At 46.1% G+C, this 25,831-nt stretch carries 39 protein-coding genes; 36 read left to right on the top strand and 3 right to left on the bottom strand.

Annotation, left to right across the window (positions count from 1 at the left end; genetic code table 11):
* The first annotated feature begins 56 nt into the window (after positions 1-56).
* The 5 genes from RH86_RS12160 to motX all read left to right on the top strand — a co-directional run bounded on the left by RH86_RS12160 (position 57) and on the right by motX (position 4,416).
* On the top strand, positions 57-251 hold the full coding sequence (locus RH86_RS12160; RefSeq protein WP_009386384.1) for a YheV family putative zinc ribbon protein: 195 nt from the start codon (positions 57-59) through the stop codon (positions 249-251).
* An 87-nt stretch (positions 252-338) separates the two neighbouring features.
* Positions 339-917: a peptidylprolyl isomerase gene (slyD, locus tag RH86_RS12155; RefSeq protein ID WP_005597147.1), complete on the top strand. Its 579-nt coding sequence runs from the start codon at positions 339-341 to the stop codon at positions 915-917.
* Positions 918-1,049: 132 nt separating this feature from the next.
* On the top strand, positions 1,050-1,991 hold the full coding sequence (locus RH86_RS12150; RefSeq protein ID WP_009386383.1) for an isoaspartyl peptidase/L-asparaginase family protein: 942 nt from the start codon (positions 1,050-1,052) through the stop codon (positions 1,989-1,991).
* Between the two features lie 137 nt (positions 1,992-2,128).
* On the top strand, positions 2,129-3,445 hold the full coding sequence (locus tag RH86_RS12145; RefSeq protein WP_005597143.1) for an adenylosuccinate synthase: 1,317 nt from the start codon (positions 2,129-2,131) through the stop codon (positions 3,443-3,445).
* A 335-nt stretch (positions 3,446-3,780) separates the two neighbouring features.
* Positions 3,781-4,416, top strand: a complete 636-nt coding sequence (gene motX / locus RH86_RS12140; RefSeq protein ID WP_005597141.1) for a flagellar protein MotX — start codon at positions 3,781-3,783, stop codon at positions 4,414-4,416.
* 95 nt (positions 4,417-4,511) lie between these two features.
* Here the strand turns inward: motX and RH86_RS12135 are convergent, their stop codons facing one another.
* Positions 4,512-5,921, bottom strand: a complete 1,410-nt coding sequence (locus tag RH86_RS12135) for an amidohydrolase (RefSeq protein ID WP_038219653.1) — start codon at positions 5,919-5,921, stop codon at positions 4,512-4,514.
* Positions 5,922-6,262: 341 nt separating this feature from the next.
* Here RH86_RS12135 and rnr point away from each other — a divergent pair, with 341 nt between their 5' ends.
* The 30 genes from rnr (at position 6,263) to rplQ (ending at position 23,728) form a co-directional block, all read left to right on the top strand.
* Positions 6,263-8,731, top strand: coding sequence for a ribonuclease R (rnr, locus tag RH86_RS12130; RefSeq protein WP_009386381.1), 2,469 nt, complete (start codon positions 6,263-6,265; stop codon positions 8,729-8,731).
* A 24-nt stretch (positions 8,732-8,755) separates the two neighbouring features.
* Entirely contained in the window at positions 8,756-9,493 is a 738-nt protein-coding gene (rlmB, locus tag RH86_RS12125; protein WP_005597135.1) for a 23S rRNA (guanosine(2251)-2'-O)-methyltransferase RlmB, read from the top strand.
* Between the two features lie 588 nt (positions 9,494-10,081).
* Complete coding sequence (gene rpsJ, locus RH86_RS12115; protein WP_001181007.1) at positions 10,082-10,393, top strand: 30S ribosomal protein S10; 312 nt, start codon at positions 10,082-10,084, stop codon at positions 10,391-10,393.
* A gap of 14 nt (positions 10,394-10,407) precedes the next feature.
* Positions 10,408-11,037: a 50S ribosomal protein L3 gene (rplC, locus tag RH86_RS12110; RefSeq protein ID WP_005597133.1), complete on the top strand. Its 630-nt coding sequence runs from the start codon at positions 10,408-10,410 to the stop codon at positions 11,035-11,037.
* Positions 11,038-11,054: 17 nt separating this feature from the next.
* Positions 11,055-11,657: a 50S ribosomal protein L4 gene (gene rplD, locus RH86_RS12105; protein WP_005597132.1), complete on the top strand. Its 603-nt coding sequence runs from the start codon at positions 11,055-11,057 to the stop codon at positions 11,655-11,657.
* On the top strand, positions 11,654-11,956 hold the full coding sequence (gene rplW / locus RH86_RS12100; protein ID WP_005597130.1) for a 50S ribosomal protein L23: 303 nt from the start codon (positions 11,654-11,656) through the stop codon (positions 11,954-11,956). Before rplD ends, rplW begins: the two co-directional genes overlap by 4 nt.
* A 16-nt stretch (positions 11,957-11,972) precedes the next feature.
* Positions 11,973-12,797, top strand: coding sequence for a 50S ribosomal protein L2 (gene rplB, locus RH86_RS12095; protein WP_009386380.1), 825 nt, complete (start codon positions 11,973-11,975; stop codon positions 12,795-12,797).
* A gap of 19 nt (positions 12,798-12,816) precedes the next feature.
* Positions 12,817-13,095 carry a 30S ribosomal protein S19 gene (gene rpsS, locus RH86_RS12090; protein ID WP_005597126.1) on the top strand — a complete coding sequence of 93 codons (279 nt, stop codon included), beginning with the start codon at positions 12,817-12,819 and terminating at the stop codon, positions 13,093-13,095.
* A gap of 10 nt (positions 13,096-13,105) precedes the next feature.
* Entirely contained in the window at positions 13,106-13,438 is a 333-nt protein-coding gene (gene rplV, locus RH86_RS12085; RefSeq protein WP_005597124.1) for a 50S ribosomal protein L22, read from the top strand.
* A gap of 19 nt (positions 13,439-13,457) precedes the next feature.
* Entirely contained in the window at positions 13,458-14,156 is a 699-nt protein-coding gene (rpsC, locus tag RH86_RS12080; protein WP_005597122.1) for a 30S ribosomal protein S3, read from the top strand.
* A gap of 11 nt (positions 14,157-14,167) precedes the next feature.
* Positions 14,168-14,578 carry a 50S ribosomal protein L16 gene (gene rplP, locus RH86_RS12075; protein ID WP_005379577.1) on the top strand — a complete coding sequence of 137 codons (411 nt, stop codon included), beginning with the start codon at positions 14,168-14,170 and terminating at the stop codon, positions 14,576-14,578.
* Positions 14,578-14,769: a 50S ribosomal protein L29 gene (gene rpmC, locus RH86_RS12070; protein ID WP_005597119.1), complete on the top strand. Its 192-nt coding sequence runs from the start codon at positions 14,578-14,580 to the stop codon at positions 14,767-14,769. Before rplP ends, rpmC begins: the two co-directional genes overlap by 1 nt.
* Positions 14,769-15,023: a 30S ribosomal protein S17 gene (rpsQ, locus tag RH86_RS12065; RefSeq protein ID WP_005597117.1), complete on the top strand. Its 255-nt coding sequence runs from the start codon at positions 14,769-14,771 to the stop codon at positions 15,021-15,023. The genes rpmC and rpsQ overlap by 1 nt, the downstream gene beginning before the upstream one ends.
* Before the next feature lie 165 nt (positions 15,024-15,188).
* On the top strand, positions 15,189-15,560 hold the full coding sequence (gene rplN, locus RH86_RS12060; RefSeq protein ID WP_004745883.1) for a 50S ribosomal protein L14: 372 nt from the start codon (positions 15,189-15,191) through the stop codon (positions 15,558-15,560).
* 11 nt (positions 15,561-15,571) lie between these two features.
* The gene (gene rplX, locus RH86_RS12055; RefSeq protein WP_005597114.1) at positions 15,572-15,886 is read left to right on the top strand and encodes a 50S ribosomal protein L24; all 315 of its coding nucleotides are present in this window, start codon (positions 15,572-15,574) and stop codon (positions 15,884-15,886) included.
* 14 nt (positions 15,887-15,900) lie between these two features.
* Positions 15,901-16,440 (top strand): 50S ribosomal protein L5, encoded by a 540-nt coding sequence (gene rplE, locus RH86_RS12050; RefSeq protein WP_005597112.1) that lies wholly within the window; start codon positions 15,901-15,903, stop codon positions 16,438-16,440.
* Positions 16,441-16,457: 17 nt separating this feature from the next.
* On the top strand, positions 16,458-16,763 hold the full coding sequence (rpsN, locus tag RH86_RS12045; protein WP_005597110.1) for a 30S ribosomal protein S14: 306 nt from the start codon (positions 16,458-16,460) through the stop codon (positions 16,761-16,763).
* 29 nt (positions 16,764-16,792) lie between these two features.
* Positions 16,793-17,185, top strand: a complete 393-nt coding sequence (rpsH, locus tag RH86_RS12040) for a 30S ribosomal protein S8 (protein WP_005597108.1) — start codon at positions 16,793-16,795, stop codon at positions 17,183-17,185.
* A gap of 10 nt (positions 17,186-17,195) precedes the next feature.
* Positions 17,196-17,729, top strand: a complete 534-nt coding sequence (rplF, locus tag RH86_RS12035) for a 50S ribosomal protein L6 (RefSeq protein ID WP_009386379.1) — start codon at positions 17,196-17,198, stop codon at positions 17,727-17,729.
* 9 nt (positions 17,730-17,738) lie between these two features.
* Positions 17,739-18,092: a 50S ribosomal protein L18 gene (gene rplR, locus RH86_RS12030; RefSeq protein ID WP_005597104.1), complete on the top strand. Its 354-nt coding sequence runs from the start codon at positions 17,739-17,741 to the stop codon at positions 18,090-18,092.
* Positions 18,093-18,106: 14 nt separating this feature from the next.
* The gene (gene rpsE, locus RH86_RS12025; RefSeq protein WP_005597103.1) at positions 18,107-18,610 is read left to right on the top strand and encodes a 30S ribosomal protein S5; all 504 of its coding nucleotides are present in this window, start codon (positions 18,107-18,109) and stop codon (positions 18,608-18,610) included.
* Between the two features lie 7 nt (positions 18,611-18,617).
* Positions 18,618-18,794, top strand: a complete 177-nt coding sequence (gene rpmD, locus RH86_RS12020; protein ID WP_000201159.1) for a 50S ribosomal protein L30 — start codon at positions 18,618-18,620, stop codon at positions 18,792-18,794.
* A gap of 6 nt (positions 18,795-18,800) precedes the next feature.
* Positions 18,801-19,235 carry a 50S ribosomal protein L15 gene (rplO, locus tag RH86_RS12015; protein ID WP_005597101.1) on the top strand — a complete coding sequence of 145 codons (435 nt, stop codon included), beginning with the start codon at positions 18,801-18,803 and terminating at the stop codon, positions 19,233-19,235.
* Positions 19,236-19,255: 20 nt separating this feature from the next.
* Positions 19,256-20,590 (top strand): preprotein translocase subunit SecY, encoded by a 1,335-nt coding sequence (gene secY / locus RH86_RS12010; RefSeq protein WP_005597099.1) that lies wholly within the window; start codon positions 19,256-19,258, stop codon positions 20,588-20,590.
* Between the two features lie 39 nt (positions 20,591-20,629).
* Complete coding sequence (gene rpmJ / locus RH86_RS12005; protein WP_000868186.1) at positions 20,630-20,743, top strand: 50S ribosomal protein L36; 114 nt, start codon at positions 20,630-20,632, stop codon at positions 20,741-20,743.
* Positions 20,744-20,891: 148 nt separating this feature from the next.
* Positions 20,892-21,248 carry a 30S ribosomal protein S13 gene (rpsM, locus tag RH86_RS12000; protein ID WP_005597097.1) on the top strand — a complete coding sequence of 119 codons (357 nt, stop codon included), beginning with the start codon at positions 20,892-20,894 and terminating at the stop codon, positions 21,246-21,248.
* A gap of 18 nt (positions 21,249-21,266) precedes the next feature.
* A complete protein-coding gene (gene rpsK / locus RH86_RS11995; RefSeq protein WP_005597095.1) occupies positions 21,267-21,656 on the top strand; it encodes a 30S ribosomal protein S11 in 390 nt (129 codons plus the stop codon).
* 27 nt (positions 21,657-21,683) lie between these two features.
* A complete protein-coding gene (gene rpsD / locus RH86_RS11990; RefSeq protein WP_005597093.1) occupies positions 21,684-22,304 on the top strand; it encodes a 30S ribosomal protein S4 in 621 nt (206 codons plus the stop codon).
* Between the two features lie 24 nt (positions 22,305-22,328).
* A complete protein-coding gene (locus RH86_RS11985) occupies positions 22,329-23,321 on the top strand; it encodes a DNA-directed RNA polymerase subunit alpha (protein ID WP_005597091.1) in 993 nt (330 codons plus the stop codon).
* Between the two features lie 26 nt (positions 23,322-23,347).
* Positions 23,348-23,728: a 50S ribosomal protein L17 gene (rplQ, locus tag RH86_RS11980; RefSeq protein ID WP_005383141.1), complete on the top strand. Its 381-nt coding sequence runs from the start codon at positions 23,348-23,350 to the stop codon at positions 23,726-23,728.
* A gap of 99 nt (positions 23,729-23,827) precedes the next feature.
* Here the strand turns inward: rplQ and RH86_RS11975 are convergent, their stop codons facing one another.
* Both RH86_RS11975 and RH86_RS11970 read right to left on the bottom strand, forming a co-directional pair.
* Positions 23,828-24,313 carry a DUF2780 domain-containing protein gene (locus RH86_RS11975; protein WP_005597089.1) on the bottom strand — a complete coding sequence of 162 codons (486 nt, stop codon included), beginning with the start codon at positions 24,311-24,313 and terminating at the stop codon, positions 23,828-23,830.
* Between the two features lie 93 nt (positions 24,314-24,406).
* Positions 24,407-25,027 carry an FKBP-type peptidyl-prolyl cis-trans isomerase gene (locus tag RH86_RS11970; RefSeq protein ID WP_005597087.1) on the bottom strand — a complete coding sequence of 207 codons (621 nt, stop codon included), beginning with the start codon at positions 25,025-25,027 and terminating at the stop codon, positions 24,407-24,409.
* Between the two features lie 231 nt (positions 25,028-25,258).
* Between RH86_RS11970 and RH86_RS11965 the strand changes: the two genes are divergently transcribed.
* Positions 25,259-25,819 (top strand): LysM-like peptidoglycan-binding domain-containing protein, encoded by a 561-nt coding sequence (locus RH86_RS11965; protein WP_009386378.1) that lies wholly within the window; start codon positions 25,259-25,261, stop codon positions 25,817-25,819.
* Positions 25,820-25,831 lie beyond the last annotated feature (12 nt).

Here is a 25,831-nt window from a genome sequence, read left to right as displayed (position 1 = left end):
TGCCGTTCGCCTTTAAGCCATGAATCTCGATGTATTAATGATTTGATGAGAGTGACATGAAGAAACGATTTATCGCAGGCGCTAATTGCCCTAAGTGTCAGCAACAAGACACGTTACGTTGGTGGATAGAGAATAATATTGAGCTGGTGGAGTGCGTCGATTGCGGTCATCAAGATCAACGCAAGCCAGAGTCTGTAGACAAAAGTGAACACCAGAGTGAACAAATGATCGGCATTTTTAAACCGGACTGATTGAGTTTCTCGAATTCATCCCCATAATAGCAGGGTTATTGTTTTATTCTCCCTTTGATATGGGGAGCTAATCGCCTTGGAGCAATTATGAAAATTGAAAAGAACGTAGTCGTAAGCCTAGCGTACCAACTGAAAGTAGAAGATGCAGTCGTTGATCAATCAACTGTTGATGCGCCACTAGATTACCTACACGGTAACAACAACCTAATCACTGGCCTTGAGAATGAGCTAGAAGGTAAAGTTGCTGGCGACAAATTCGAAGTAACTATTGCCCCTGAAGATGCATACGGCGAGCACAACGATGATCTTGTTCAACGTGTTCCAGCAGACGTATTCCAAGGTGTGGATGAAATCGAAGTTGGCATGCGCTTCCTAGCGGATACTGACCAAGGTCCAATCCCAGTAGAAATTACTGAAGTAGATGGCGACGAAGTTGTGGTTGATGGTAACCACATGCTTGCTGGCCAAACACTAACTTTCGTTGTTGAAGTTGTCGCGGTTCGCGAAGCAACTGAAGAAGAGATTGCTCACGGCCATATCCACCAAGGTGGCGGTTGTTGTGGTGGTCACGACCACGATCACGACCATGAAGGTGGCTGTTGTGGCGGCGAAGAGAAAGGTGATGATCACGAATGCTGCGGTGGCGGCGGTTGTGGTTCACACTAATCGCGCGATGAGATCTTTATAGATCATCATAAATCGACGAAGAGGCGTTACTTGGAAACAAGCGACGCCTTTTTTATCGGATTAAGTAATTCAGCAAAACGACTCGGTTAAGTTGCTAAGAAGGATAGTGAGATGAGTTTTCCATTTGCCCTTGCCGTACATGGCGGAGCGGGCACCATTTTACCTGAGCAGATGAGTGCACAACTGGAAGCGGATATCCGCGCCGCGTTAGCGCAAGCTGTGAACGTGGGCCATAAAATATTAGCCGCGGGCGGTGATGCGCTTGATGCCGCAGTGGCTGCGGTTAAGGTGTTGGAAGATTCAGAGCATTTCAATGCAGGTAAAGGTTCGGTCCTCACCGCCAAAGAGATGGTTGAAATGGATGCCTCGGTTATGCATGGTTTACAAATGCAGGTCGGAGCGATCGCGGTGGTTCGTCATATTAAGAACCCGGTGGAGTTGGCGCGCGATGTGATGCATCACTCCGCCCACGCGTTCTTGATTAGTGAGGGTGCAGAAGAGTTTGCTTTCAAGCAAGGCCATCTTTTTACGGAACAAGATTATTTCTTTACCGATCGCCGTTACGACCAACTGATGGGGCTTAAAGAGTCAGGTGACAGTGCCTTATCGGAAGCAAGTTATCCTGATGACAATAAACATGGCACGGTTGGGGCGGTCGCGCTTGATCAGCAAGGCAACTTAGCAGCGGCGACAAGTACCGGAGGCATCGCCAATAAGCGTTTTGGACGAGTGGGGGACTCCGCAATAATTGGTGCGGGAACCTTAGCTGAAAATGGCAATGTGGCGATCTCTTCCACCGGTGTTGGTGAGCTGTTCATCCGTAAAATGGTCGCCAGTGATATTGCCGCACGCATGCGCTACCTAGGGGAAGATGTTAAAACCGCCAGTGAGACAGTCATTCATGGTGAGTTAAAAACGCTTGGTGGTGAAGGCGGAGTGATCGCGATCGATAAGCAAGGAGAGATACACTTTGCGCTCAATTGCGCTGGTATGTATCGCGCAAGTATCGATATTGAAGGCAAGCTTAGTATTAAAATCTTTGCCAACGAGTGATTGAGTTGTTATGTCACCGGATTCGTTGGCTGCTCAATCGTTTAATTCTGTGTGACACCGGTATGACCAAAAAATGACTGCAAGAGAGCGGATTCAGTGCTAGAATCCTTTTTTAACTAGCAATCAGACTTGGAAAGATGGGAAATAACGTAGTCGTTCTAGGCACCCAATGGGGTGACGAAGGTAAAGGTAAAATCGTAGACCTTTTAACTGAAGATGCAAAATACGTGGTTCGCTACCAAGGCGGTCACAATGCAGGTCACACACTTGTAATCGACGGTGAAAAAACCGTACTTCACTTAATTCCATCAGGTATCCTTCGCGATAATGTAAAATGCATTATCGGCAACGGTGTAGTTCTATCACCTGACGCATTAATTAAAGAAATGAAGCCTCTTGAAGAGCGCGGCATTGCAGTACGTGACAGTCTTTTCATTTCTGAAGCATGTCCTCTAATTCTTCCTTACCATGTTGCTTTAGACCAAGCGCGCGAAATCGCACGCGGTAAAAAAGCAATCGGTACGACTGGTCGTGGTATCGGTCCTGCTTACGAAGATAAAGTTGCTCGTCGCGGCCTACGCGTTGGCGACCTATTCGATATGGAAGCTTTTGCAGAAAAACTAAAAGAAGTAATGGAATACCATAACTTCGCACTAGTGAACTACTACAAAGCTGAAGCAGTAAGCTACGAAGAAGTACTTGAGCAAGCGAAAGGCTACGCTGAACTACTTACTTCAATGGTTATTGACGTAACTGACGAACTAGATGCAGCACGCAAGCGCGGCGACAAGATCATGTTCGAAGGTGCGCAAGGTACGCTACTTGATATCGACCACGGTACTTACCCATACGTAACTTCTTCTAACACGACTGCTGGTGGTGTTGCTGCAGGTTCTGGTTTTGGTCCTCGTCACCTAGGTTACATCCTAGGTATCGCGAAAGCATACTGTACTCGTGTTGGTTCAGGTCCATTCCCGACTGAACTTTACGATGGTCTAGACAAGCAAGATCCAGTGGGTAAACACTTGGGTACTGTTGGTCATGAGTTTGGTGCAACGACTGGTCGTCTACGTCGTACTGGTTGGTTCGATGCTGTTGCTATGCGTCGTGCAATCCAAATCAACTCTATCACTGGTTTCTGTCTAACTAAACTAGACGTACTAGATGGCCTAGAAGAGCTAAAAATCTGTACTGGTTACAAGATGGACGATGGCTCTGTACTAGAAGTTTCGCCAATGGCTGCTGAATCATTCGAAAAAGCGACGCCAATTTACGAAACAATGCCTGGTTGGTCTGAAAATACTTTCGGTGCTAAATCTATCGATGCGCTTCCACAAGCGGCTCTAGATTACATCAAGCGTATTGAAGAGCTAACTGGCGTTCCAGTAGACATCATCTCTACTGGCCCAGATCGTAACGAAACTATCATCAAGCTTCACCCATTTGAAGCTTAATCGATAAGCGTTATTGATTGAAAAGAAGTCGACACTCAGTGTCGGCTTTTTTTATATCTGCTATTTTCTGCTTTCTCTATCTTGCCATGTCACTTGCTCTTATCTTCACGAGTTAATGGTGGAAATAACAACGTGAACTTGATTCCTTTCTTTCCATGACGCTTGCCGTTGTGATGGATTTTTCATCACCCTATGGCAAACTATTGCCAACTTACGGCAATTTTTGTCTAAAGAGTTTTTTGTTTTTGCCGATACAAATATCGAACCTGCCTATAATGCTAATTACGTCTATGATTGGCGAAGGTAGGGTGTCGGATTCAACAAAGAGTGCAGGTATGAAGCTACGAACAGTAGCAGCTTCGTTGATGCTGGTATTGAGTTCATCATTCAGTTTTGCAAACGCAACTGACATTGGTGAGCCAGTGCCAATCTACTCCGAAGCTGAACTTATTAAACTGATCGAACAGAATAAACATTTAGAACGAGTGAAAGCAGACAACTGCCAATTGGTGGAAGATATTGTCGCGCGCGCAACCCGTATTAGCTTACCTTCGTATGAATTTCTTTACGGAGATATGTTGGCGTGGGGTGTGTGTGTTGATCAAGATGTCGAACTCGGTCTTTACTATATGGAAAATGCGGCCCATCAGGGCTTACCAACCGCATTGGAGCAGCTTGGTCGTTACTACTCACGCGGTACACTAGTACAGCAAGATAAAGAGCGAGCGATCCCATACCTACGTGAAGCAGCGGCAATGGGTAACCTAAATGCGCGTATCCATTTGGCTGAATTGCTACTGCGTGATTACGGCAGCCCGTTAGATTATGAAGATGCTTATCGTTGGTTGTATAACTCAGTGACCGCCGATCAGCGTCAATACAAACGTATTTCCCGTTTACGTACCGGCTTAGAGCAGCGCATGCCTGAGAACATCATTGCCCGCGCTAAGCGCCGTGAGACTTTCTGGTAACGTAGCGCAAAATCGAACACCACATAGACGTTAAACCTGCACCTACAAAAATGCCCAGCGATTGCTGGGCATTTTGCTATCTGAAAGCAGGGGGATTATTGAACGACTTCACCTGATTCGATAACCGTTTTACGCACCACATCGGTAAACTCAAGTGCTTCTTTACGGATTTGCTCTTCGTCTACCGTTAAGATTTGACGGTCTTTCATCAGCAGTTTGCCATCCACAATTGAGTGGCGTACGTTGGCTGAGTTTGCAGAGTAAACCAGCGCTGAGTATGGGTTGTAAACTGGAACCATGTTCGGTGCTTTGGTATCGATAACGATGATATCTGCCAGCTTGCCAACTTCGAGAGAACCAATTTTGTCTTCCATGTGCAGTGCTTTTGCTGCGCCCATGGTTGCCATATCAATGACTTTTAGTGGTGGCATCGCCGCACGGTCTTTGTTCACTAGCTTATGAACTTTGGCGACTTGGTTGAACTCGTCGATGGTGCTTAGCGTGTTGCCAGACATTGGGCCATCAGTACCTAGGCCGATACGCACATCTTCGTCATACATTTTCAGTGCAGGAGAAACGCCTTTGGCTGATTTGATGTTCGCACTCATATTGTGTGCAACACCCATATCTGATTTTTTCACCAACTCGATGTCATGCTCATCAACCAGAATCATGTGTGCGCCGACTAAGTTTTTGTTTAGTGCGCCAATGCTTTCCATGTAAGCCACTGGTGACAGGCCGTTTGAACGCTCCGCAATCACCTGTTGTTCACGGTCTGATTCTGCCAAGTGCATCATCACTGGGACGTCTTTCTCTAGAGAAAGCTTTGCTACCTTCTGCAGTGTTTCAGTGGTGTTGGTGTATGGGCCGTGCGGGGCAAAAGCGGGTGTAATGCGAGGGTGATCTTTGTACTGCTCAATAAAGTTCAGCGTGTAATCGATACCAGCATCAGCATTCTTCGCAGAAGCAACAGGGAACTTGATGATGGTTTCACCTAAGATCGCGCGCATACCAATTTTATCAACGGTTTTTGCCACTTCATCTTCAAAGTAGTACATGTCAGCGTAAGTGGTTACGCCACCTTTTAGCATTTCAACGTTACCAAGGTTGGCGCCGATACGCACCATGTCACGAGAAACCAGTTTCGCTTCTAGTGGGAAGATGTAGCGGTGTAGGCGATCTGGCACGTCATCCGCAAGTGAACGGAAGACGGTCATTGATACGTGGGTGTGCGTATTGATAAGGCCTGGCATAACGATATCGCCATCCACATCCAACACGTTATCCGCTTGGTATTTATTCTCTAACGACTCATCGCCGACTGCGATGATTTTGTTGTCTTTAATAACCACTGTACCGTTTTCGTAAACGGTTTTGTCTTGGTTCATGGTTAGAACCATGGCATCAGTGATGATCAGATCGGCTTGTTCTGCTGCTTGAGAAAAAGCAGAGAATAGACCTAAGCTTGCAATCGCAGTAGCTAATAGAGTGCGTTTCATAGAGATAATCAAACCTAAAAAGGGGGAATAGGAAGTTGGCGCAGAATATCGCAACAAGTCATGCTTATTGCAATCGTTTGCTTTATTGGTTACATCCAAGTGTGATCTAGATCATTATTTGGGTGTGAGGTGAATTTTGATAAATATGCCCCCCTTTTATCTGGGTGATTATTGGTCTGCAAAGGGCTGCGGAGTCGCAAGTTATTCGCCATGTGCGAGCTCTCATGGCACTGGTAAGTTATGAAAACTTCGAATCTATTTAGTCTTTTTGTAACCACTTCGCTGTAGCTTATGCCATGACTCGGATATACTAGCCGTATACCTTCCTTGCTAAGTTGGGCTTGCTTATGTCAGACCAAATCCAAAACGATCCCTTTGCTGATCGTGAATCACAAAATTACGACAATCCTATTCCAAGCCGTGAGTTTATTCTCGAGTTCTTGAAACAGGCCGGCGTTCCGATGAACCGCAATGACCTGTTTGAAGCACTTAAGCTTCAAGGTGAAGAGCAATATGAAGGCTTACGTCGTCGCCTACGAGCGATGGAGCGTGATGGTCAATTGGTCTTTACTCGTCGTCAGTGTTACGCATTGCCTGAAAAACTAGAGATGGTAAAAGGCTATGTGATTGGTCACAAAGACGGCCATGGCTGGGTTCGCCCAGAAGGCAGTACCGGCAAGGATAACGACATTGTGCTGCCGCACCACCAAATGAAAAACATCATTCACGGTGATTTTGTTTTGGTGCAACCGACGGACAACTCAAAACGTGGTCGCAAGGAAGGCCGCTTGGTTCGCGTACTTGAAGAACGTAAAACGCAAATTGTCGGTCGTTTCTTCTTAGAGTATGGCTACTCATACGTAGTGCCAGATGATTCTCGTATTTGCCAAGATATCTTGATCCCTAACGAGCACAAGTCTACGGCGCGCATGGGTAATGTGGTTGTGATTGAAATTACCGATCGCGGTACACGTTCACGCGGTATGATGGGTCAAGTGGTCGAAGTGTTAGGTGAGAAAATGGCGCCGGGCATGGAAACGCAAATTGCTATTCGCACCCACCAGATCCCACACGAGTGGCCAGAAGCGGTCGATAAACAAATTGAACACCTGGGCGAAGAAGTACCAGAAGAGGCGAAAGCTGGCCGTGTTGATTTGCGCCAATTGCCATTGATGACTATTGATGGTGAAGACGCACGAGACTTCGATGACGCAGTATTCTGTGAAGCGAAAAAAGGCGGCGGCTGGCGCTTATGGGTCGCTATTGCTGATGTGAGCTACTACGTTCGTCCAGAAACCGCATTAGATAAAGAAGCGATTAACCGTGGTAACTCGGTTTACTTCCCTTCGCAAGTTGTTCCTATGCTGCCAGAAGTGCTTTCAAATGGTCTGTGTTCTCTCAACCCGCAAGTTGATCGCTTGTGTATGGTGTGTGAGATGACGATTTCTGCGACGGGTAAGCTATCGAGCTATAAGCACTATGAAGGTGTGATGAACTCCCATGCTCGCCTGACCTACAACAAAGTGGGCGCAGTATTAGATGGCGATGAAGAGTTGCGTCAACGTTACGCACCTTTAGTACCGCATCTTGAAGAGCTACATAAGATGTACAAAGTGCTGAAAAGTGCTCGTGATAATCGTGGTGCGATTGAATTTGAAACGGTTGAAACTAAGTTCATCTTCAACGCAGAGCGTAAGATCGATCGTATTGAGCCGGTGATTCGTAACGATGCGCATAAGCTAATCGAAGAATGTATGATTCTGGCTAACATCGCTTCAGCATCATTGGTAGAGAAAGCTAAAGAAGCCGCGTTGTACCGTATTCATGAAACTCCGGGTGAACTGCGTCTGCAAGGTTTCCGTGACTTCCTGGGCGAGCTTGGTTTGAATCTTGGCGGCGGCTTAGAGCCATCACCAACCGATTACGCGGACTTGGTAAAACAGATTGCTGAGCGTCAAGATAAAGAGCTGATCCAAACTATGCTGCTACGCTCAATGAAGCAAGCGGTCTACAGTGCGGATAACTGTGGTCACTTTGGCTTAGCACTCAAACGCTACGCGCACTTTACTTCACCGATCCGTCGTTACCCAGACTTGCTACTGCACCGTGCAATCAAATACCTGATAGCTAAAGAAGAAGGGCGTAACCAAGATCGCTGGACACCAACCGGTGGTTACCACTATTCATTTGATGATATGGATTTCTACGGTGAGCAATGTTCGATGACCGAGCGTCGCGCGGATGATGCGACACGTGAAGTATCGGATTGGCTGAAATGTGAATACATGCAAGATCACGTCGGCGATGAGCTTGAAGGTGTGATTGCCAATGTGACCAGTTTTGGTTTCTTTGTCCGTCTAACAGAATTGCATATCGATGGTTTAGTGCATATTTCGTCACTGGCGAATGACTACTATCACTTTGACCCAGTAGGTCAAAGACTTATCGGTGAAAGCTTCGGTGCTATCTACCGTTTAGGTGATGCGGTTAAAGTAAAAGTTCAGGCCGTAAATCTGGATGACCGCCAAATTGACTTTGCATTAGTTGAAACAAGTCGTAAGCTACGCGGCGAAGGCAAGACGGCTAAAAAGCGTGCGGTCGAAGCTCAGCTTAAAGCAAAAGCGAAAAAACGTGCAGCAACGGGCGGCCGAGAGGATCGCAAAGCAAAACCTGCGATTGAGCCAACCAAGGCACCAGTGAAAGCTGAAGCCAAAGGTGAAGCGAAAAAGCCTAAGGTGAAAAAAGCGCGTAAGAAAAAACCGCATAGCAATTCCAAAAAGGGAAAGCGCAGTAGCACTAAGAGCAAGAGCGAATAGTCGTTTCAACAACAGGTTTAGAAAATGAGTAACGAATTTCTTTATGGCATCCATGCTGTAAAAGCAGTACTGGAACGCGAGCCGGAACGTTTTATTGAAGCGTACGTGCTAAAAGGTCGTCAAGACGATCGCTTAATGCCGATTTTGAATGAACTGCAACGCTGCGGTGTATCGATTCAACAGATGGGACGTAAAACACTGGATGACAAAGCACAAGGTGCGAATCACCAAGGTGTTATTGCCCGTGTTAAACCAGCTAAGCAGCTGAATGAAAATGATCTTGATGACATCATCGATCAGCATGAAGCGCCACTACTGTTGGTGCTTGATGGCGTGACTGATCCGCACAATCTGGGTGCGTGTCTACGTAATGCTGATGCTGCTGGTGTCGCTGCGATCATTGTACCTAAAGACCGTTCAGCACCAATGACCGCGACAGTAAGCAAAGTGGCCTGCGGCGCTGCGGAAATTGTGCCGCTTATCCGCGTGACTAACCTTGCTCGTACCATGCGTGCGCTGCAAGAGAAGGGCGTGTGGTTTGTTGGTACTGCCGGGGAAGCAACGCATGATATCTACCAAGCGAAGCTGACTGGCCCACTGGCTATTGTTATGGGTGCAGAAGGCGATGGTATGCGTCGCTTAACTCGCGAAACGTGCGATGATTTGATTAAGATCCCAATGGCGGGTACCGTATCGAGCCTTAACGTTTCAGTGGCATCTGGCATCTGCTTGTTTGAAGCGGTTCGTCAGCGTAGCTTATAAAACGAAGTTGCCGGAGTGATAGCACAAGTGTTTCACGTCGAAAGGCAAAATTGAGCAGCGCAAACTCACTATGAGTTTGACCAAAAGAGAAGGGGTGTGTCGCTATTTAAGCGTACATCCCTTTTTATTCTCCATTTCTCTCTTTTCTTTTTCTCGTCTCTCGCTTCCCATCTCTTGCTTTTCTCTTCTCTTTCTCGCCTCCCAATTCTTTTCTTCTCTCGCCTCTCAAATTCCCCAAGATTATTTTTCACTCGCCTCTTGAAGTTAAAACTGTGATCTGTATAATGCCTCGCACTGGTTAAGCCAGTTGTGAACCAATGAGCAGTGAGGAGCTGATAAATCTTCGATTTATTAGGTAATGTAGACTCAGCTTATGTTCGCGGTTAATACAATTAGGTATCTATTCTTCGGAATAACTGCTTTTAGAGGTGACTCTTTAAGCGGGGGTGGTTAATCGAAAATTAACTGACAATGCGTCCTAATCTTGGATGCTACGGTTTCACATAAATCAATCGGCATTCTCTCGCCTTATGCGAGTTTGAGTGGCGATATTGTTTGTGTAATATTTACTAATTGGAGCTCTGTCTCATGCAGAACCAACGTATCCGTATCCGCCTTAAAGCGTTCGATTACAAGCTAATCGATGCTTCAACAGCGGAAATCGTTGAAACAGCTAAGCGCACAGGCGCACAGGTTCGTGGTCCAATCCCACTACCTACTCGTAAAGAGCGTTTCACAGTTCTTATCTCTCCACACGTTAACAAAGATGCACGTGATCAGTACGAAATTCGTACTCACAAACGTCTAATCGACATCGTTGAGCCAACAGACAAAACTGTTGATGCTCTGATGCGTCTAGACCTAGCTGCAGGCGTTGACGTTCAAATTAGCCTAGGTTAAGGGAGATTAGAATAATGATTGGTCTAATCGGTCGTAAAGTGGGCATGACCCGCGTATTTACTGAAGACGGCGTTTCTATCCCAGTAACTGTTGTTGAAGTTGAAGCAAACCGTGTAACTCAAGTTAAATCTCTTGAGACTGACGGTTACGCAGCAATTCAAGTTACAGCTGGAACTAAGAAAGCTAACCGCGTTACTAAACCAGAAGCTGGTCACTTTGCTAAAGCAGGTGTTGAAGCTGGTCGTGGTCTTTGGGAATTCCGTTTGGAAAACGGTGAAGAGTTTGCAGTTGGCGCTGAGCTAACAGTTGAACTATTCAACGAAACTAAAAAAGTAGACGTTACTGGTACATCTAAAGGTAAGGGCTTCCAAGGCGCTGTTAAGCGTTGGAACTTCCGTACTCAAGATATGACTCACGGTAACTCATTGTCTCACCGTGCACCGGGTTCAATTGGCCAATGTCAAACTCCAGGTCGCGTGTTTAAAGGCAAGAAAATGGCAGGTCACATGGGTGCTGAGCGTGTAACGACTCAAAACCTAGAGATCGTACGTGTTGACGCTGAGCGCAATCTGCTTCTTATTAAAGGTGCAGTCCCAGGCGCAACTGGCGGCAACGTGATCGTTAAACCAGCTATTAAAGCATAACGTCTCAGGAGTAAGTAATGGAACTTATGGTTAAAGGTGCTGATGCACTGACTGTTTCTGAAACTACTTTCGGACGTGAGTTTAACGAAGCTCTGGTACACCAAGTAGTTGTTGCGTACGCAGCAGGTGCTCGTCAAGGTACTCGCGCTCAAAAAACACGTTCAGAAGTTTCTGGCGGTGGCGCTAAGCCATGGCGTCAAAAAGGTACTGGCCGTGCACGTGCTGGTACAATCCGTAGCCCAATCTGGCGTTCGGGTGGTGTTACTTTTGCTGCGAAACCTCAAGATCACAGCCAAAAAGTAAACAAGAAAATGTACCGCGGTGCTATGAAGAGCATTCTTTCTGAGCTAGTTCGTCAAGAGCGTCTAATCGTTGTTGATAACTTCTCTGTAGAAGCTCCAAAAACTAAAGAGCTAGTAGCTAAGCTTAAAGAACTTGAGCTTAACGATGTACTAATCGTAACTGGCGAAGTAGATGAGAATCTATTCTTAGCAGCTCGTAACCTATACAAAGTTGACGCACGTGATGTTGCTGGTATTGATCCAGTATCTCTAATTGCATTCAACAAGGTTCTAATGACTGCTGATGCAGTTAAGCAAGTTGAGGAGATGCTAGCATGATCACTGAAGAACGTATCCTAAAAGTTCTACGTGCTCCGCACATCTCTGAAAAAGCAACTATGGCTGCAGAGAAAGCGAACACTATCGTTTTCAAAGTAGCTAAAGATGCAACTAAGAAAGAGATCAAAGCAGCTGTAGAAAAGCTATTTGAAGTTGAAGTTAAGTCTGTAAATACTCTTATCACTAAGGGTAAGACCAAACGTCAAGGTCTACGCCAAGGTCGCCGCAGCGACGTTAAGAAAGCGTACGTTACTTTGAACGAAGGTCAAGATCTTGACTTTGTTGGCGGCGCGGAATAACAGGAGTAGTTGAGAAATGGCTATTGTTAAATGTAAGCCGACTTCCCCTGGTCGTCGTCACGTAGTTAAAGTTGTTAACGCTGACCTACACAAGGGTAAGCCTTACGCACCTCTTCTAGAGAAAAACTCTAAGAACGGCGGTCGTAACAACAACGGTCGTATTACAGTACGTCACATCGGTGGTGGTCATAAGCAACACTACCGTTTGATTGACTTCAAACGTACTAAAGACGGTATCCCAGCGAAAGTTGAACGTCTAGAATACGATCCAAACCGTAGCGCTAACATCGCTCTAGTTCTGTACGCAGACGGTGAGCGTCGTTACATCCTAGCACCTAAAGGTGTTAACGCAGGTGATGCAATCCAGTCTGGCCCAGATGCGCCAATCAAAGCTGGTAACGCTCTTCCAATGCGTAACATCCCAGTAGGTTCAACTGTACATAACGTTGAACTTAAACCTGGTAAAGGTGGTCAGCTAGCTCGTTCGGCTGGTGCATATGCTCAAATCGTTGCTCGCGACGGTTCATATGTAACTATCCGTCTACGTTCTGGCGAAATGCGCAAAGTATTGTCTGAAGGCCGTGCAACAATCGGTGAAGTAGGCAACTCTGAGCACATGCTACGTGAACTTGGTAAAGCTGGTGCTTCACGCTGGCGCGGCGTACGTCCAACCGTACGTGGTGTAGTAATGAACCCGGTTGATCACCCACACGGTGGTGGTGAAGGTCGCACATCTGGCGGTCGTCACCCTGTATCACCATGGGGTATGCCTACTAAAGGCTTCAAGACTCGTAAGAACAAACGCACTGACAAGTACATCGTACGTCGTCGTAACAAATAATCTATAAAGAGGAATCGCCATGCCACGTTCTCTCAAGAAAGGTCCTTTTATTGACCTACACTTGCTGAAGAAGGTAGAGAAAGCGGTGGAAAGCGGAGACAAAAAGCCTGTTAAGACTTGGTCCCGTCGCTCAATGATCATCCCTACGATGATCGGTTTGACCATCGCTGTCCATAATGGTCGTCAGCACGTACCAGTTTTCGTTACCGAAGAAATGATCGGTCACAAACTAGGTGAATTCGCACCAACTCGTACTTACCGTGGCCACGCTGCGGATAAGAAAGCTAAGAAGCGTTAAGGAGTAAATGATGGAAGCATTAGCTAAACATAACTTTGCTCGCATTTCTCCTCAGAAAGCTCGCTTAGTGGCAGACCAGATTCGTGGTAAATCAGTTGATCAAGCTCTAGAAATCTTGACGTTCAGCAACAAAAAAGCTGCTGAACTAATCAAGAAAGTTCTTGAATCAGCTATCGCGAACGCGGAGCACAACGAAGGTGCAGATATCGACGATCTAAATGTCGCTAAAATCTTCGTAGATGAAGGCCCAACCATGAAGCGTATTATGCCTCGTGCTAAAGGTCGTGCGGATCGTATCTTGAAGCGTTCAAGCCACATCACTATTGTTGTAGCAGATCGCTAAGAGACTAGGAGAGTAAGCAATGGGTCAAAAAGTACATCCAAATGGTATTCGTCTAGGCATCGTTAAGCCTTGGAATGCTACATGGTTTGCTAACACCAAAGATTTCGCTGACAACCTAGACGGCGACTTCAAGGTACGTCAGTTCCTTACAAGCGAACTGAAAAAAGCATCACTATCACGCATCGTTATCGAACGTCCTGCGAAAAGCATCCGTGTGACTATTCACACTGCTCGTCCAGGCGTAGTTATCGGTAAAAAAGGCGAAGACGTAGAGAAACTACGTGCAGCTGTAGCAAAAATCGCAGGTGTACCAGCGCAAATTAACATCGCTGAAGTACGTAAGCCTGAGCTTGATGCTCAACTTGTAGGTGATAGCATCGCGTCTCAACTAGAGCGTCGCGTTATGTTCCGTCGTGCTATGAAGCGCGCGGTACAAAATGCTATGCGTCTAGGCGCTAAAGGCATCAAAGTGCAAGTAAGCGGCCGTCTTGGCGGCGCTGAAATCGCACGTGCTGAGTGGTACCGTGAAGGCCGTGTGCCTCTACACACTCTACGTGCTGACATTGATTACGCAACTTCTTCGGCTCACACCCAATACGGTGTGATCGGCATTAAAGTTTGGATCTTCAAAGGTGAGATTCTAGGCGGTATGCCAGCAGCTAACGCTGTGGAGCCGAAAGGCGATAAGCCTAAGAAGCAGCGCAAAGGCCGTAAGTAAGGAGTCGACAGATGCTACAACCTAAACGTACTAAGTTCCGTAAGGTTCAGACAGGTCGTAACCGTGGTCTAGCTAAAGGTACTGATGTAAGCTTCGGCGAATTCGGTCTTAAAGCTGTTGGCCGTGGTCGTCTAACTGCTCGTCAAATTGAAGCGGCACGTCGTGCAATGACACGTCACGTTAAGCGTCAAGGTAAAATCTGGATCCGTGTGTTCCCAGACAAACCAATCACAGAAAAACCACTTGAAGTTCGTCAAGGTAAGGGTAAAGGTAACGTTGAGTACTGGGTAGCCCAAATCCAACCTGGAAAGGTAATGTACGAAATGGGTGGCGTTCCTGAAGAATTGGCACGTGAAGCGTTCCGCCTAGCGGCACGTAAACTGCCATTCAAGACGACATTTGTAACTAAGCAGGTGATGTGATGAAAGCACAAGATCTACGCGAAAAAAACGTTGAAGAGCTTAATGCTGAGCTTTTGACTTTGCTACGTGAACAGTTCAACTTGCGTATGCAAGCTGCGACTGGTCAACTACAGCAAACTCATACTCTAAAAGCTGTACGCCGTGATATCGCACGTGTGAAAACTGTTTTGACTGAAAAGGCAGGCGCATAATGAGCGAAGTAAAACGTACTCAACAAGGCCGTGTTGTTAGCGACAAGATGGACAAGTCTATCGTTGTTGCAATCGAACGTTTCGTAAAACACCCGATTTACGGTAAATTCGTTCGCCGCACGACTAAAGTACACGCACACGACGAGAACAACGAATGTGGCCTAGGCGACAAAGTTGAAATCGCTGAGTGTCGTCCACTGTCTAAGACTAAGTCTTGGACTTTGGTAAGCGTTCTAGAAAAAGCGAAAGGTTAATCCCTAGCTAATTCTATGAAACGAAACGGCTCCAAAAAATATTTTGGGGCCGTTTATTTTTTGACTACCCAATCACAAAAAAGGGTGGTACAATTCGCGTCCCTTTTAAAGAGGCAGCCCGACCCGTGATGGGTCTAGTTATTAATATTTAGCGGAGCACTAACAATGATCCAAATGCAAAGTACACTTGACGCTGCAGATAACTCTGGTGCGCGCAAGGTAATGTGTATTAAGGTCCTGGGTGGTTCTCACCGCCGTTATGCACATATCGGTGACGTCATCAAGGTTACAGTGAAAGAAGCAATTCCTCGCGGTAAAGTTAAAAAAGGTGATGTTCTGAAGGCGGTAGTAGTGCGCACCCGTAAAGGCGTTCGTCGCCCAGACGGTTCTGTCATTCGCTTCGACCGTAATGCTTGCGTATTGCTTAACGACAATACAGAGCAACCAATCGGTACACGTATCTTTGGCCCTGTGACACGCGAACTTCGTGGCGATAAATTCATGAAGATCGTTTCACTTGCTCCAGAAGTTCTGTAAGGAGCGCTATAATGGCAGCTAAAATCCGTCGTAATGACGAAGTAATCGTTCTTGCTGGTAAAGACAAAGGCAAGAAAGGTAAAGTAACTAAGGTTCTAGCAACTGGTAAAGTTGTTGTTGAAGGTATCAACCTAGTTAAGAAACACCAAAAACCTGTTCCTGCTCTAAATATCCAAGGTGGTATTGTTGAGCAAGAAGCAGCTATTGATGCTTCTAACGTTGCAATCTTTAACGCAGCAACTGGTAACGCGGACCGAGTAGGTTTCCGTTTTGAAGAAGGCAAAAAAGTGCGTTTCTTCAAGTCTAACGGTGAAACAATTAAGTAATTTGGAGTTCTACTATGGCGAAACTGCATGATTACTACAAGTCGTCTGTAGTCGCTGAACTGACCAAAGAGTTCAGCTACACAAGCGTCATGCAAGTCCCTAGAATCGAAAAGATCACCCTAAACATGGGTGTGGGTGAAGCAATCAACGATAAGAAACTGCTAGAAAACGCAGCAGCTGATATGGCAACGATCTCTGGTCAAAAGCCACTTATCACTAAAGCGCGTAAATCTGTTGCAGGTTTCAAAATCCGTGAAGGCTACCCAATCGGTTGTAAAGTAACCTTGCGTGGCGAACGTATGTGGGATTTTCTTGAGCGTTTGATTAACATCGCTCTACCACGTGTACGTGACTTCCGTGGTGTTAGCGCTAAGTCTTTTGACGGACGCGGTAACTACAGCATGGGCGTTCGCGAGCAAATCATCTTCCCGGAAATCGACTTTGATAAAGTTGATCGTGTACGCGGTCTTGATATTACTATCACGACGTCAGCTGGCACAGATGCGGAAGGCCGAGCTCTGCTGGCTGCCTTTAACTTCCCATTCCGTAAGTAAGGTGAAGGGTTACTGTTATGGCTAAAAATTCGATGAAAGCACGTGAAGCTAAACGTGCAAAACTAGTAGCTAAGTTCGCTGAAAAGCGTGCTGCGCTAAAAGTTATCATTAGCGATGTAAACGCATCTGAAGAAGCTCGTTGGGAAGCAGTTCTTAAACTGCAATCACTTCCACGTGATTCAAGTGCATCACGTCAGCGCAACCGTTGCAACCAAACTGGTCGCCCACACGGTTACCTGCGTAAGTTCGGTCTAAGCCGTATTAAAGTTCGCGAAGCTTGCATGAAAGGCGAGATTCCTGGACTTCGTAAGGCTAGCTGGTAATTGCCACTTAATCATTTGGAGTAAATCTTATGAGCATGCAAGATCCGATTTCGGATATGCTGACCCGCGTTCGCAACGGTCAGGCAGCAAACAAAGTTGCTGTAAAAATGCCTTCTTCAAAGCTTAAAGTTGCTATTGCTGCATTACTTAAAGCTGAAGGTTACATCGTAGACTTCGCTGTTAACAGCGAAGCTAAACCTGAGCTAGAAGTTACTCTTAAGTACTTCCAAGCTAAACCAGTTATCGAGCAACTTAAGCGTGTTTCTCGTCCAGGCCTACGCGTTTACAAGAAGAAAGATTCTCTTCCTTCTGTAATGGGTGGTCTAGGTGTTGCTATCGTTTCAACTTCCAAGGGTCTTATGTCAGACCGTGCTGCGCGTAAAGCAGGTCTTGGTGGTGAAATCATCTGTTACGTTGCCTAAGGAGTAGACTATGTCTCGTGTTGCTAAAGCACCTGTCGCTATTCCAGCTGGCGTAGAGGTGAAACTAAACGGCCAAGAAGTTACTGTAAAAGGTGCTAAAGGCGAACTAACTCGCGTTCTTAACAACGCAGTTGTTATCGCTCAGGAAGAAAACAACCTTACTTTCGGTCCACGTGAAGGTGTTGTAAACGCATGGGCACAAGCAGGTACTGCTCGTGCACTAGTTAACAACATGGTAATCGGTGTGACTGAAGGCTTTGTGAAGAAGCTAACGCTTAAAGGTGTAGGTTACCGTGCTGCTATCAAAGGCAACGCTGTAGGTCTAACACTAGGCTTCTCTCACCCTGTTGAGCATGAACTGCCAGCGGGTATTACAGCTGAATGTCCAAGCCAAACTGAAATCATTCTTACTGGTTGCGATAAGCAAGTAGTAGGTCAAGTTGCGGCTGATATTCGTTCTTACCGTGCTCCTGAACCTTACAAAGGTAAAGGTGTTCGTTACGCAGATGAAAATGTGCGTACCAAAGAAGCTAAGAAGAAGTAAGGTAACACTATGGATAAGAAAGCATCTCGCATCCGTCGTGCTACACGTGCACGTCGTAAGATTGCAGAACTTGGTGCAACTCGCCTGGTAGTACACCGTACTCCTCGCCATGTTTACGCTCAAGTTATCGCGGCAAACGGCTCTGAGGTTATCGCAGCTGCTTCTACTGTAGAAAAAGCGATCCGTGAGCAAGTGAAATACACTGGTAACATCGATGCAGCTAAAGCAGTTGGTAAAGCTGTTGCTGAGCGCGCTCTTGAAAAAGGCGTGACTTCAGTTGCATTCGATCGTTCTGGTTTCCAATACCACGGTCGAGTAGCGGCGCTAGCAGATTCTGCTCGCGAAGCTGGTCTGAAATTCTAAGGTAGGGTTGGAAGATGGCTAAAGAACAACAAGTTCAAGCGAATGATTTGCAAGAAAAGCTAATCGCAGTTAACCGCGTTTCTAAAACGGTTAAAGGCGGTCGAATCATGAGCTTTACTGCACTAACAGTAGTTGGTGACGGTAACGGTCGCGTAGGTTTCGGTTACGGCAAAGCACGTGAAGTACCTGCAGCGATTCAAAAAGCAATGGAAAAGGCACGTCGTAACATGACTACGATCGCGCTTAACGAAGGTACTCTTCACCACCCAGTGAAAGGTCGCCATTCGGGCTCTAAAGTTTACATGCAGCCTGCTGCTGAAGGTACTGGTGTTATCGCCGGCGGCGCAATGCGTGCAGTACTTGAAGTTGCTGGTGTACACAACGTACTATCTAAAGCATACGGTTCTACGAACCCTATCAACATCGTTCGTGCTACGATCGATGCACTAGGTAGCGTTAAGTCACCAGAAATGGTTGCTGCTAAACGTGGTCTAACTGTTGAATCTATTTCGGAGTAAGAACACGATGGCAACTATTAAAGTAACTCAAACTAAAAGCTCAATTGGTCGTCTGCCAAAGCACAAAGCTACTTTGCGCGGTCTAGGCCTTCGTAAAATCAACCACACAGTAGAACTTGAAGATACTCCGTGCGTGCGCGGCATGATCAACAAGGTTTACTACATGGTTAAAGTTGAGGAGTAATCACAAATGCGTTTGAATACTCTATCACCGGCTGCTGGCTCTAAACATGCTCCTAAGCGTGTAGGTCGCGGTATCGGTTCAGGCCTAGGCAAAACTGCTGGCCGTGGTCATAAAGGCCAAAAGTCGCGTTCTGGCGGTAAAGTTCGTCCAGGTTTTGAAGGCGGTCAAATGCCTCTGAAACAACGTCTACCTAAATTCGGTTTCACTTCTCGTAAGAGCCTAGTGTCTGCTGAAATTCGTCTAGCTGAGCTAGCGAAAGTTGAAGGTGACGTGGTAGATCTAAACAGCCTTAAAGCTGCTAACCTAATCACTAAGAACATCGAGTTCGTTAAGATCGTTCTTTCTGGTGAAGTTAACAAAGCGATGACTGTTAAAGGTCTACGCGTGACTAAAGGCGCTAAAGCTGCAATCGAAGCTGCAGGCGGTAAAATCGAAGAATAATCTTCGAAGGAAAGGTACAGATGGCTAAAAAACCAGGACAAGATTTTAGTAGTGCGAAAAATGGATTGGCGGAGCTTAAATCGCGCCTTTTGTTTGTATTAGGTGCTCTTTTAGTATTCCGCGCCGGTTCATTCGTACCAATCCCTGGTATTGACGCTGCTGTACTTGCCGATTTGTTCGAACAGCAAAAAGGTACCATCGTAGAAATGTTTAACATGTTCTCCGGTGGTGCTCTTGAGCGTGCGTCTATATTAGCGTTGGGCATCATGCCGTATATTTCGGCTTCAATTGTTGTCCAACTGCTAACCGTAGTTCATCCAGCGTTAGCTGAACTCAAGAAAGAGGGTGAAGCAGGCCGTCGTAAGATAAGCCAATATACACGCTACGGCACGCTTGTACTTGCAACATTCCAAGCTATTGGTATTGCAACTGGCCTACCAAACATGGTCGATAATCTGGTTGTTATCAACCAAACCATGTTTACGCTAATTGCTACCGTAAGTTTAGTAACCGGTACCATGTTCTTAATGTGGTTAGGTGAACAAATTACAGAGCGCGGAATTGGTAACGGTATTTCGGTACTGATCTTTGCAGGTATTGTTGCTGGATTGCCTTCGGCAATCGGTCAAACAATCGAGCAAGCGCGTCAAGGTGAACTGCATGTACTTCTTCTGCTGTTGATTGCGGTACTTGCTTTTGCGGTAATTTACTTTGTTGTTTTCATGGAGCGTGGTCAACGTCGTATCGTTGTAAACTACGCGAAGCGTCAACAAGGTCGTAAAGTATTTGCTGCGCAAAGCACTCACTTGCCACTTAAAATTAATATGGCAGGTGTTATTCCAGCAATCTTCGCATCAAGCATTATCCTGTTCCCAGGAACATTGGCGCAGTGGTTTGGTCAAAATGGTGAGAGCAGCGCGTTCGGTTGGTTAACTGACGTGTCTTTGGCTCTTAGCCCAGGTCAACCTCTGTATGTAATGCTTTATGCAGCAGCGATTATCTTCTTCTGCTTCTTCTACACGGCGTTGGTTTTCAACCCGCGTGAAACAGCAGATAACTTGAAGAAGTCTGGTGCATTCGTACCCGGTATCCGCCCAGGCGAGCAGACAGCGAAATACATTGATAAAGTGATGACACGTTTAACCCTAGCGGGTGCACTGTATATTACCTTTATCTGTCTGATCCCAGAGTTCATGATGGTCGCGTGGAACGTACGTTTCTACTTCGGCGGTACATCACTACTAATCGTAGTGGTTGTAATCATGGATTTCATGGCACAGGTACAGACTCATATGATGTCCCAACAGTATGATTCTGTGTTGAAAAAAGCGAATCTGAAAGGCTATGGCCGTTAATACGGCGGTAACCTCAGATTTCATTTACGGAGTTTAGCAATGAAAGTTCGTGCTTCCGTTAAAAAAATCTGCCGTAACTGTAAAGTAATCAAGCGTAACGGTGTCGTTCGCGTGATTTGCAGTGAGCCAAAGCATAAACAGCGCCAAGGCTAATCAGCAGAAATTTTTACTTGAAATGTAAGGTAGTGTCGAGTATATTCCTCGGCCTACCTTTTGCGTGCAAAAGAAGTAGTACTCCGCAGCGTATCCGAGACGGGCTTTGCTGCGGCTAATTCTTTTATGAAACACTATGGAGTGAATAATGGCCCGTATAGCAGGCATTAACATTCCTGATCAAAAACATGCTGTGATTGCACTAACGTCAATCTACGGCATCGGTAAGACTCGCTCAAAAGCTATCCTAGCTGAAGTGGGTATTGCTGAAGATGTTAAGATCAGTGAACTATCTGATGAACAGATCGATCAACTGCGTGATGGTGTAGCTAAATACACTGTAGAAGGTGATCTACGTCGTGAAGTATCTATGAACATCAAGCGTCTTATGGACCTTGGCTGTTACCGTGGTCTTCGTCATCGTCGCAGTCTACCACTACGTGGACAGCGTACTAAAACCAACGCTCGCACCCGCAAGGGTCCGCGTAAGCCGATCAAGAAATAGTCGGGAAGGTAGAGTACAATGGCTAAACAACCAACTCGCGCGCGTAAACGCGTTCGCAAACAAGTTGCAGACGGTGTTGCGCACATCCATGCTTCTTTCAACAACACAATCGTAACCATTACTGACCGTCAAGGTAACGCACTAGCTTGGGCTACTGCAGGTGGTTCAGGTTTCCGTGGTTCTCGTAAGTCTACTCCGTTCGCTGCACAGGTTGCTGCTGAGCGTTGTGCTGAAATGGCTAAAGAATACGGTCTAAAGAACTTGGAAGTTATGGTTAAGGGTCCAGGTCCAGGTCGCGAATCTACTGTTCGTGCACTGAACGCTGCTGGTTACCGCATCACGAACATCGTTGATGCTACACCAATCCCTCATAACGGTTGTCGTCCACCTAAGAAACGTCGCGTATAACGTTTCTAGGACAATTGGAGAAGAATCATGGCAAGATATTTGGGTCCTAAGCTTAAGCTTAGCCGTCGTGAAGGCACAGACTTATTCCTTAAGTCTGGTGTTCGTGCGATCGATACCAAGTGTAAAATTGATAACGCACCAGGTGTACACGGCGCTCGTCGCGGTCGTCTATCTGAGTATGGCGTTCAGCTTCGTGAGAAGCAAAAAGTTCGTCGTATGTACGGCGTTCTAGAAAAACAATTCCGTAACTACTACAAAGAAGCTGCGCGCCTTAAAGGCAACACAGGTGAAAACCTGCTTCAACTTCTTGAAGGTCGTCTTGATAACGTAGTTTACCGTATGGGTTTTGGTGCTACTCGCGCTGAAGCACGTCAGCTAGTTAGCCACAAAGCTATCGTAGTTAACGGTAAAGTTGTAAACGTTCCTTCTTTCAAAGTAGCGGCTAACGACGTTGTTGCAATTCGCGAGAAAGCTAAACAGCAATCTCGTATTAAAGCATCTCTAGAAGTTGCTGAACAACGCGAAAAACCAACTTGGATTGAAGTAGATGGCGGCAAGATGGAAGGTACATTCAAGCGTATGCCTGAACGTTCTGATCTGTCAGCTGACATCAACGAACAATTGATCGTCGAGCTTTACTCTAAGTAAGGTTTAAACTAAAGAGAGGACACAATGCAGGGTTCTGTAACAGAATTTCTTAAGCCACGTCTTGTTGACATCGAACAAATCAGCACGACACACGCAAAAGTAACTCTTGAGCCGTTAGAGCGTGGTTTCGGCCATACTCTTGGTAATGCACTTCGCCGAATTCTTCTATCTTCTATGCCGGGTTGTGCGGTTACTGAAGTTGAGATTGAAGGCGTTCTACACGAATACAGCACTAAAGAAGGCGTTCAAGAAGATATTCTTGAAATCCTACTGAACCTTAAAGGTTTGGCTGTACGCGTTGCCGAAGGCAAAGATGAAGTGTTTATTACGCTGAATAAATCAGGCTCGGGCCCTGTGGTTGCAGGTGACATCACCCATGATGGTGATGTAGAGATCACTAACCCTGAACACGTTATTTGTCACCTAACGGATGACAACGCTGAGATCGCTATGCGTATCAAAGTTGAACGTGGTCGTGGTTATGTTCCTGCTTCTGCTCGTATCCATACCGAAGAAGATGAGCGTCCTATTGGTCGCCTACTGGTTGACGCAACATACAGTCCAGTAGACAAGATTGCTTACTCTGTTGACGCGGCTCGTGTAGAGCAACGTACAGACTTAGACAAGCTTGTTATCGATATGGAAACGAACGGTACTCTAGACCCTGAGGAAGCAATCCGTCGTGCAGCTACTATCCTAGCTGAACAACTGGATGCGTTCGTAGATCTTCGTGATGTACGTGTACCTGAGGAGAAGGAAGAGAAGCCTGAATTTGATCCTATCCTACTGCGTCCTGTAGACGATCTTGAACTAACAGTTCGCTCTGCTAACTGTTTGAAAGCAGAAGCGATTCACTACATCGGTGATCTTGTACAGCGTACTGAGGTTGAGCTACTTAAAACGCCAAACCTTGGTAAAAAATCTCTTACTGAGATTAAAGACGTACTTGCATCACGTGGTCTGTCTCTGGGCATGCGCCTAGAAAACTGGCCACCAGCGTCTATCGCTGAAGATTAATCGATACTAGTTAGAAGGATTAGGTCATGCGCCATCGTAAGAGTGGTCGTCAACTCAACCGCAACAGCTCACATCGTAAAGCGATGTTCAGCAATATGGCTAGCTCTTTAGTACGTCATGAAGTTATCAAGACTACATTGCCTAAAGCAAAAGAGCTACGTCGCGTAGTTGAGCCTTTGATTACACTAGCTAAGACTGACAGTGTTGCTAACCGTCGTCTTGCATTTGCACGCACTCGTGATAACGAAGTTGTTGCAAAACTGTTTAACGAACTAGGTCCACGTTTTGCTGCTCGTCAGGGCGGTTACACTCGTATCCTAAAAGCTGGCTTCCGTGCTGGTGATAAAGCTCCAATGGCTTACATTGAGCTTGTAGATCGCCCAGCTGCTGAAGAAGCTGCTGAGTAATCAGGTTCGAAAGACAAAAAAAGCCGAGCATTAGCTCGGCTTTTTTATTGTCTGGAATTTAGGATTTAGACATTCTTGTCTATTTCACTTCTTAGCTGCTTAGTCAGCGCTTTTCCAAAGATCACCCAGTGAGCCTAGTAGGCCTTCACTTGCACCACTATCCCCTAGATATCCTAAAATGACAGGTACAAACTGATTGATCATCGATGGATCAAGACCTGCTTTTTCGAATACGCTTTTCACTGCATCCATGTTTTCAACTTTGCCTAGCAGGTTCTGTGCGTCAGGAATGTTCGATGACCAAGGGATCAGCGATTCCAGCTCAGAAAGGTCGCCTGAAGATAATTGATTTTCAGCGAGTGAAAACAACGCGTTGGTCCCTTTTAGCGCTTCTTCAGGAGACACATCAAGTTTTTGCGTTAGCAATTCAGTCATCGGTAGTGAATGACCAGCGACATCATATTTTTCTGAGACACTGCTGATCAAGTCGGTTGTATCTTTGCTGGTCACTGAGTCTAAGAATGAACTGGCATTCACGGTAGTGGCGAAGAGTAGCACTGCGAAACCGGCGGCACATTTTTTCATTGTTATATTCCTTTTACGTTGTTCGTCCCTATATTTTAGTTAAAAAAAAGCGACGCTGTGCGCCGCTTTTTCGATAACTAAGTTTTAACTCAATTATAGGATGTCTAGTAGTTCTACTTCGAACACAAGTGCTGCGAACGGAGGAATTGCAGCGCCAGCGCCACGCTCACCGTATGCAAGGTCTTGTGGGATGTATAGTTTCCACTTAGAGCCTACAGGCATTAGTTGAAGTGCTTCAACCCAGCCTTTGATTACGCCAGTTACTGGGAACTCAGCAGGTTGACCGCGAGATACAGAGCTGTCGAATACAGTGCCGTCAGTTAGCTCACCGTGGTAGTGTACGCGAACTTGCTTGTCAGATGTTGGGATCTCGCCAGTACCTTCAGTGATGATTTCGTACTGAAGACCAGATTCAAGCACAGTCACTTCTGGACGAAGAGCGTTGTCAGTTAGGAATACTTCACCGTCAGCCGCTGCCGCTTTTGCTGCTTCTTGACGAGCTGATTCAGCGCGAGTGTGAAGCTCTTGCAGTGCGTTGTTGATTTCGTCGATTTCGATCGCTGGCATGTCACCAGTTAGTGCAGTTGCAATGCCGGCAGCGATTGCATCAACATTAAGACCTTCAATACCAGAACCCGCTAGTTGCTGGCCCATTTGTAGACCAATACCGTAGCTTGCTTTTTGCTCTACAGTTTCAAATTTAACTTCAGACATGATGTCTCTCTTTCATCGCTATATAAAGTACCAAAGGATACCAGCATTAGTGCCTTGAGGAAACGTCAGCCCTGAGACTTTGTTGCAGAGCGATTATAGTGAGAGCTAGGTCTTAATTTTTGCCACAAACGGTCAGTTTTGACAGCAGCATTACTTTCAGAGGCGAAATTCCCTATACTCAAGAAGAGTAGGTTTTTATACTTGGTACTCAGTTGTTTGGAGACAGGTTCAATGAATCGCCGTAAGAAAAAACCACAGCAAGTCGATTATGTTCAGTTGATGAAAGACAAGTTTGCTGAATTTGATTGGGCAAAGATCAAAGATGGCACTCTTAGCCAGTGGGCACGCTTGCCTAAGTTGCACCAGCGCGGCTTAATGGTGTTAACGCCTTTGGTGTTGATTCTATTGGTGGTACCTTTCCCACAGTCGGCTGATGAGCCACAGCCAGAAGCCAGTCAACGAGTCGCGATTGATATCAATACTCAAAGTCTCAGTGAGCAAGGTGAAGTGCAATCGCCGGAAACGCTCAGTGATGAGTGGAAAGAGTATACGGTGAAAAATGGTGACACTTTGGCACAAGTTTTCCGTTCTAATGGTTTGCCGATGTCGGATCTCAATGCCTTGGTTAAAGTTGAAGGTAGCGATAAGCCACTGAGCCGAATCAAAGCCGGTCAATTAGTGCGTTTTAAACTTGCACAAGATGGCTCTTTAGATATTCTGCAATTGGAAAAGTCCGCCCAATCGGTGATGTTTTTCCGTGTATCTGATGGCGGTTTTGGCCGCAGTAAGTAATTACTTACTCGC

Origin of the sequence: Vibrio sp. N418 (assembly GCF_000222565.1) — a bacterium.
Taxonomy (GTDB): domain Bacteria; phylum Pseudomonadota; class Gammaproteobacteria; order Enterobacterales; family Vibrionaceae; genus Vibrio; species Vibrio scophthalmi.
Note: the sequence above shows the minus strand (reverse complement) of the source record. Positions and strands in the feature narration are given on the sequence as shown.

Coding starts and splice junctions, on each gene's coding strand:
- RH86_RS12160 (WP_009386384.1), top strand. CDS start 57: ATGAAGAAACGATTTATCGCAGGCGCTAATTGCCCTAAGTGTCAGCAA.
- slyD (WP_005597147.1), top strand. CDS start 339: ATGAAAATTGAAAAGAACGTAGTCGTAAGCCTAGCGTACCAACTGAAA.
- RH86_RS12150 (WP_009386383.1), top strand. CDS start 1,050: ATGAGTTTTCCATTTGCCCTTGCCGTACATGGCGGAGCGGGCACCATT.
- RH86_RS12145 (WP_005597143.1), top strand. CDS start 2,129: ATGGGAAATAACGTAGTCGTTCTAGGCACCCAATGGGGTGACGAAGGT.
- motX (WP_005597141.1), top strand. CDS start 3,781: ATGAAGCTACGAACAGTAGCAGCTTCGTTGATGCTGGTATTGAGTTCA.
- rnr (WP_009386381.1), top strand. CDS start 6,263: ATGTCAGACCAAATCCAAAACGATCCCTTTGCTGATCGTGAATCACAA.
- rlmB (WP_005597135.1), top strand. CDS start 8,756: ATGAGTAACGAATTTCTTTATGGCATCCATGCTGTAAAAGCAGTACTG.
- rpsJ (WP_001181007.1), top strand. CDS start 10,082: ATGCAGAACCAACGTATCCGTATCCGCCTTAAAGCGTTCGATTACAAG.
- rplC (WP_005597133.1), top strand. CDS start 10,408: ATGATTGGTCTAATCGGTCGTAAAGTGGGCATGACCCGCGTATTTACT.
- rplD (WP_005597132.1), top strand. CDS start 11,055: ATGGAACTTATGGTTAAAGGTGCTGATGCACTGACTGTTTCTGAAACT.
- rplW (WP_005597130.1), top strand. CDS start 11,654: ATGATCACTGAAGAACGTATCCTAAAAGTTCTACGTGCTCCGCACATC.
- rplB (WP_009386380.1), top strand. CDS start 11,973: ATGGCTATTGTTAAATGTAAGCCGACTTCCCCTGGTCGTCGTCACGTA.
- rpsS (WP_005597126.1), top strand. CDS start 12,817: ATGCCACGTTCTCTCAAGAAAGGTCCTTTTATTGACCTACACTTGCTG.
- rplV (WP_005597124.1), top strand. CDS start 13,106: ATGGAAGCATTAGCTAAACATAACTTTGCTCGCATTTCTCCTCAGAAA.
- rpsC (WP_005597122.1), top strand. CDS start 13,458: ATGGGTCAAAAAGTACATCCAAATGGTATTCGTCTAGGCATCGTTAAG.
- rplP (WP_005379577.1), top strand. CDS start 14,168: ATGCTACAACCTAAACGTACTAAGTTCCGTAAGGTTCAGACAGGTCGT.
- rpmC (WP_005597119.1), top strand. CDS start 14,578: ATGAAAGCACAAGATCTACGCGAAAAAAACGTTGAAGAGCTTAATGCT.
- rpsQ (WP_005597117.1), top strand. CDS start 14,769: ATGAGCGAAGTAAAACGTACTCAACAAGGCCGTGTTGTTAGCGACAAG.
- rplN (WP_004745883.1), top strand. CDS start 15,189: ATGATCCAAATGCAAAGTACACTTGACGCTGCAGATAACTCTGGTGCG.
- rplX (WP_005597114.1), top strand. CDS start 15,572: ATGGCAGCTAAAATCCGTCGTAATGACGAAGTAATCGTTCTTGCTGGT.
- rplE (WP_005597112.1), top strand. CDS start 15,901: ATGGCGAAACTGCATGATTACTACAAGTCGTCTGTAGTCGCTGAACTG.
- rpsN (WP_005597110.1), top strand. CDS start 16,458: ATGGCTAAAAATTCGATGAAAGCACGTGAAGCTAAACGTGCAAAACTA.
- rpsH (WP_005597108.1), top strand. CDS start 16,793: ATGAGCATGCAAGATCCGATTTCGGATATGCTGACCCGCGTTCGCAAC.
- rplF (WP_009386379.1), top strand. CDS start 17,196: ATGTCTCGTGTTGCTAAAGCACCTGTCGCTATTCCAGCTGGCGTAGAG.
- rplR (WP_005597104.1), top strand. CDS start 17,739: ATGGATAAGAAAGCATCTCGCATCCGTCGTGCTACACGTGCACGTCGT.
- rpsE (WP_005597103.1), top strand. CDS start 18,107: ATGGCTAAAGAACAACAAGTTCAAGCGAATGATTTGCAAGAAAAGCTA.
- rpmD (WP_000201159.1), top strand. CDS start 18,618: ATGGCAACTATTAAAGTAACTCAAACTAAAAGCTCAATTGGTCGTCTG.
- rplO (WP_005597101.1), top strand. CDS start 18,801: ATGCGTTTGAATACTCTATCACCGGCTGCTGGCTCTAAACATGCTCCT.
- secY (WP_005597099.1), top strand. CDS start 19,256: ATGGCTAAAAAACCAGGACAAGATTTTAGTAGTGCGAAAAATGGATTG.
- rpmJ (WP_000868186.1), top strand. CDS start 20,630: ATGAAAGTTCGTGCTTCCGTTAAAAAAATCTGCCGTAACTGTAAAGTA.
- rpsM (WP_005597097.1), top strand. CDS start 20,892: ATGGCCCGTATAGCAGGCATTAACATTCCTGATCAAAAACATGCTGTG.
- rpsK (WP_005597095.1), top strand. CDS start 21,267: ATGGCTAAACAACCAACTCGCGCGCGTAAACGCGTTCGCAAACAAGTT.
- rpsD (WP_005597093.1), top strand. CDS start 21,684: ATGGCAAGATATTTGGGTCCTAAGCTTAAGCTTAGCCGTCGTGAAGGC.
- RH86_RS11985 (WP_005597091.1), top strand. CDS start 22,329: ATGCAGGGTTCTGTAACAGAATTTCTTAAGCCACGTCTTGTTGACATC.
- rplQ (WP_005383141.1), top strand. CDS start 23,348: ATGCGCCATCGTAAGAGTGGTCGTCAACTCAACCGCAACAGCTCACAT.
- RH86_RS11975 (WP_005597089.1), bottom strand. CDS start 24,313: ATGAAAAAATGTGCCGCCGGTTTCGCAGTGCTACTCTTCGCCACTACC.
- RH86_RS11970 (WP_005597087.1), bottom strand. CDS start 25,027: ATGTCTGAAGTTAAATTTGAAACTGTAGAGCAAAAAGCAAGCTACGGT.
- RH86_RS11965 (WP_009386378.1), top strand. CDS start 25,259: ATGAATCGCCGTAAGAAAAAACCACAGCAAGTCGATTATGTTCAGTTG.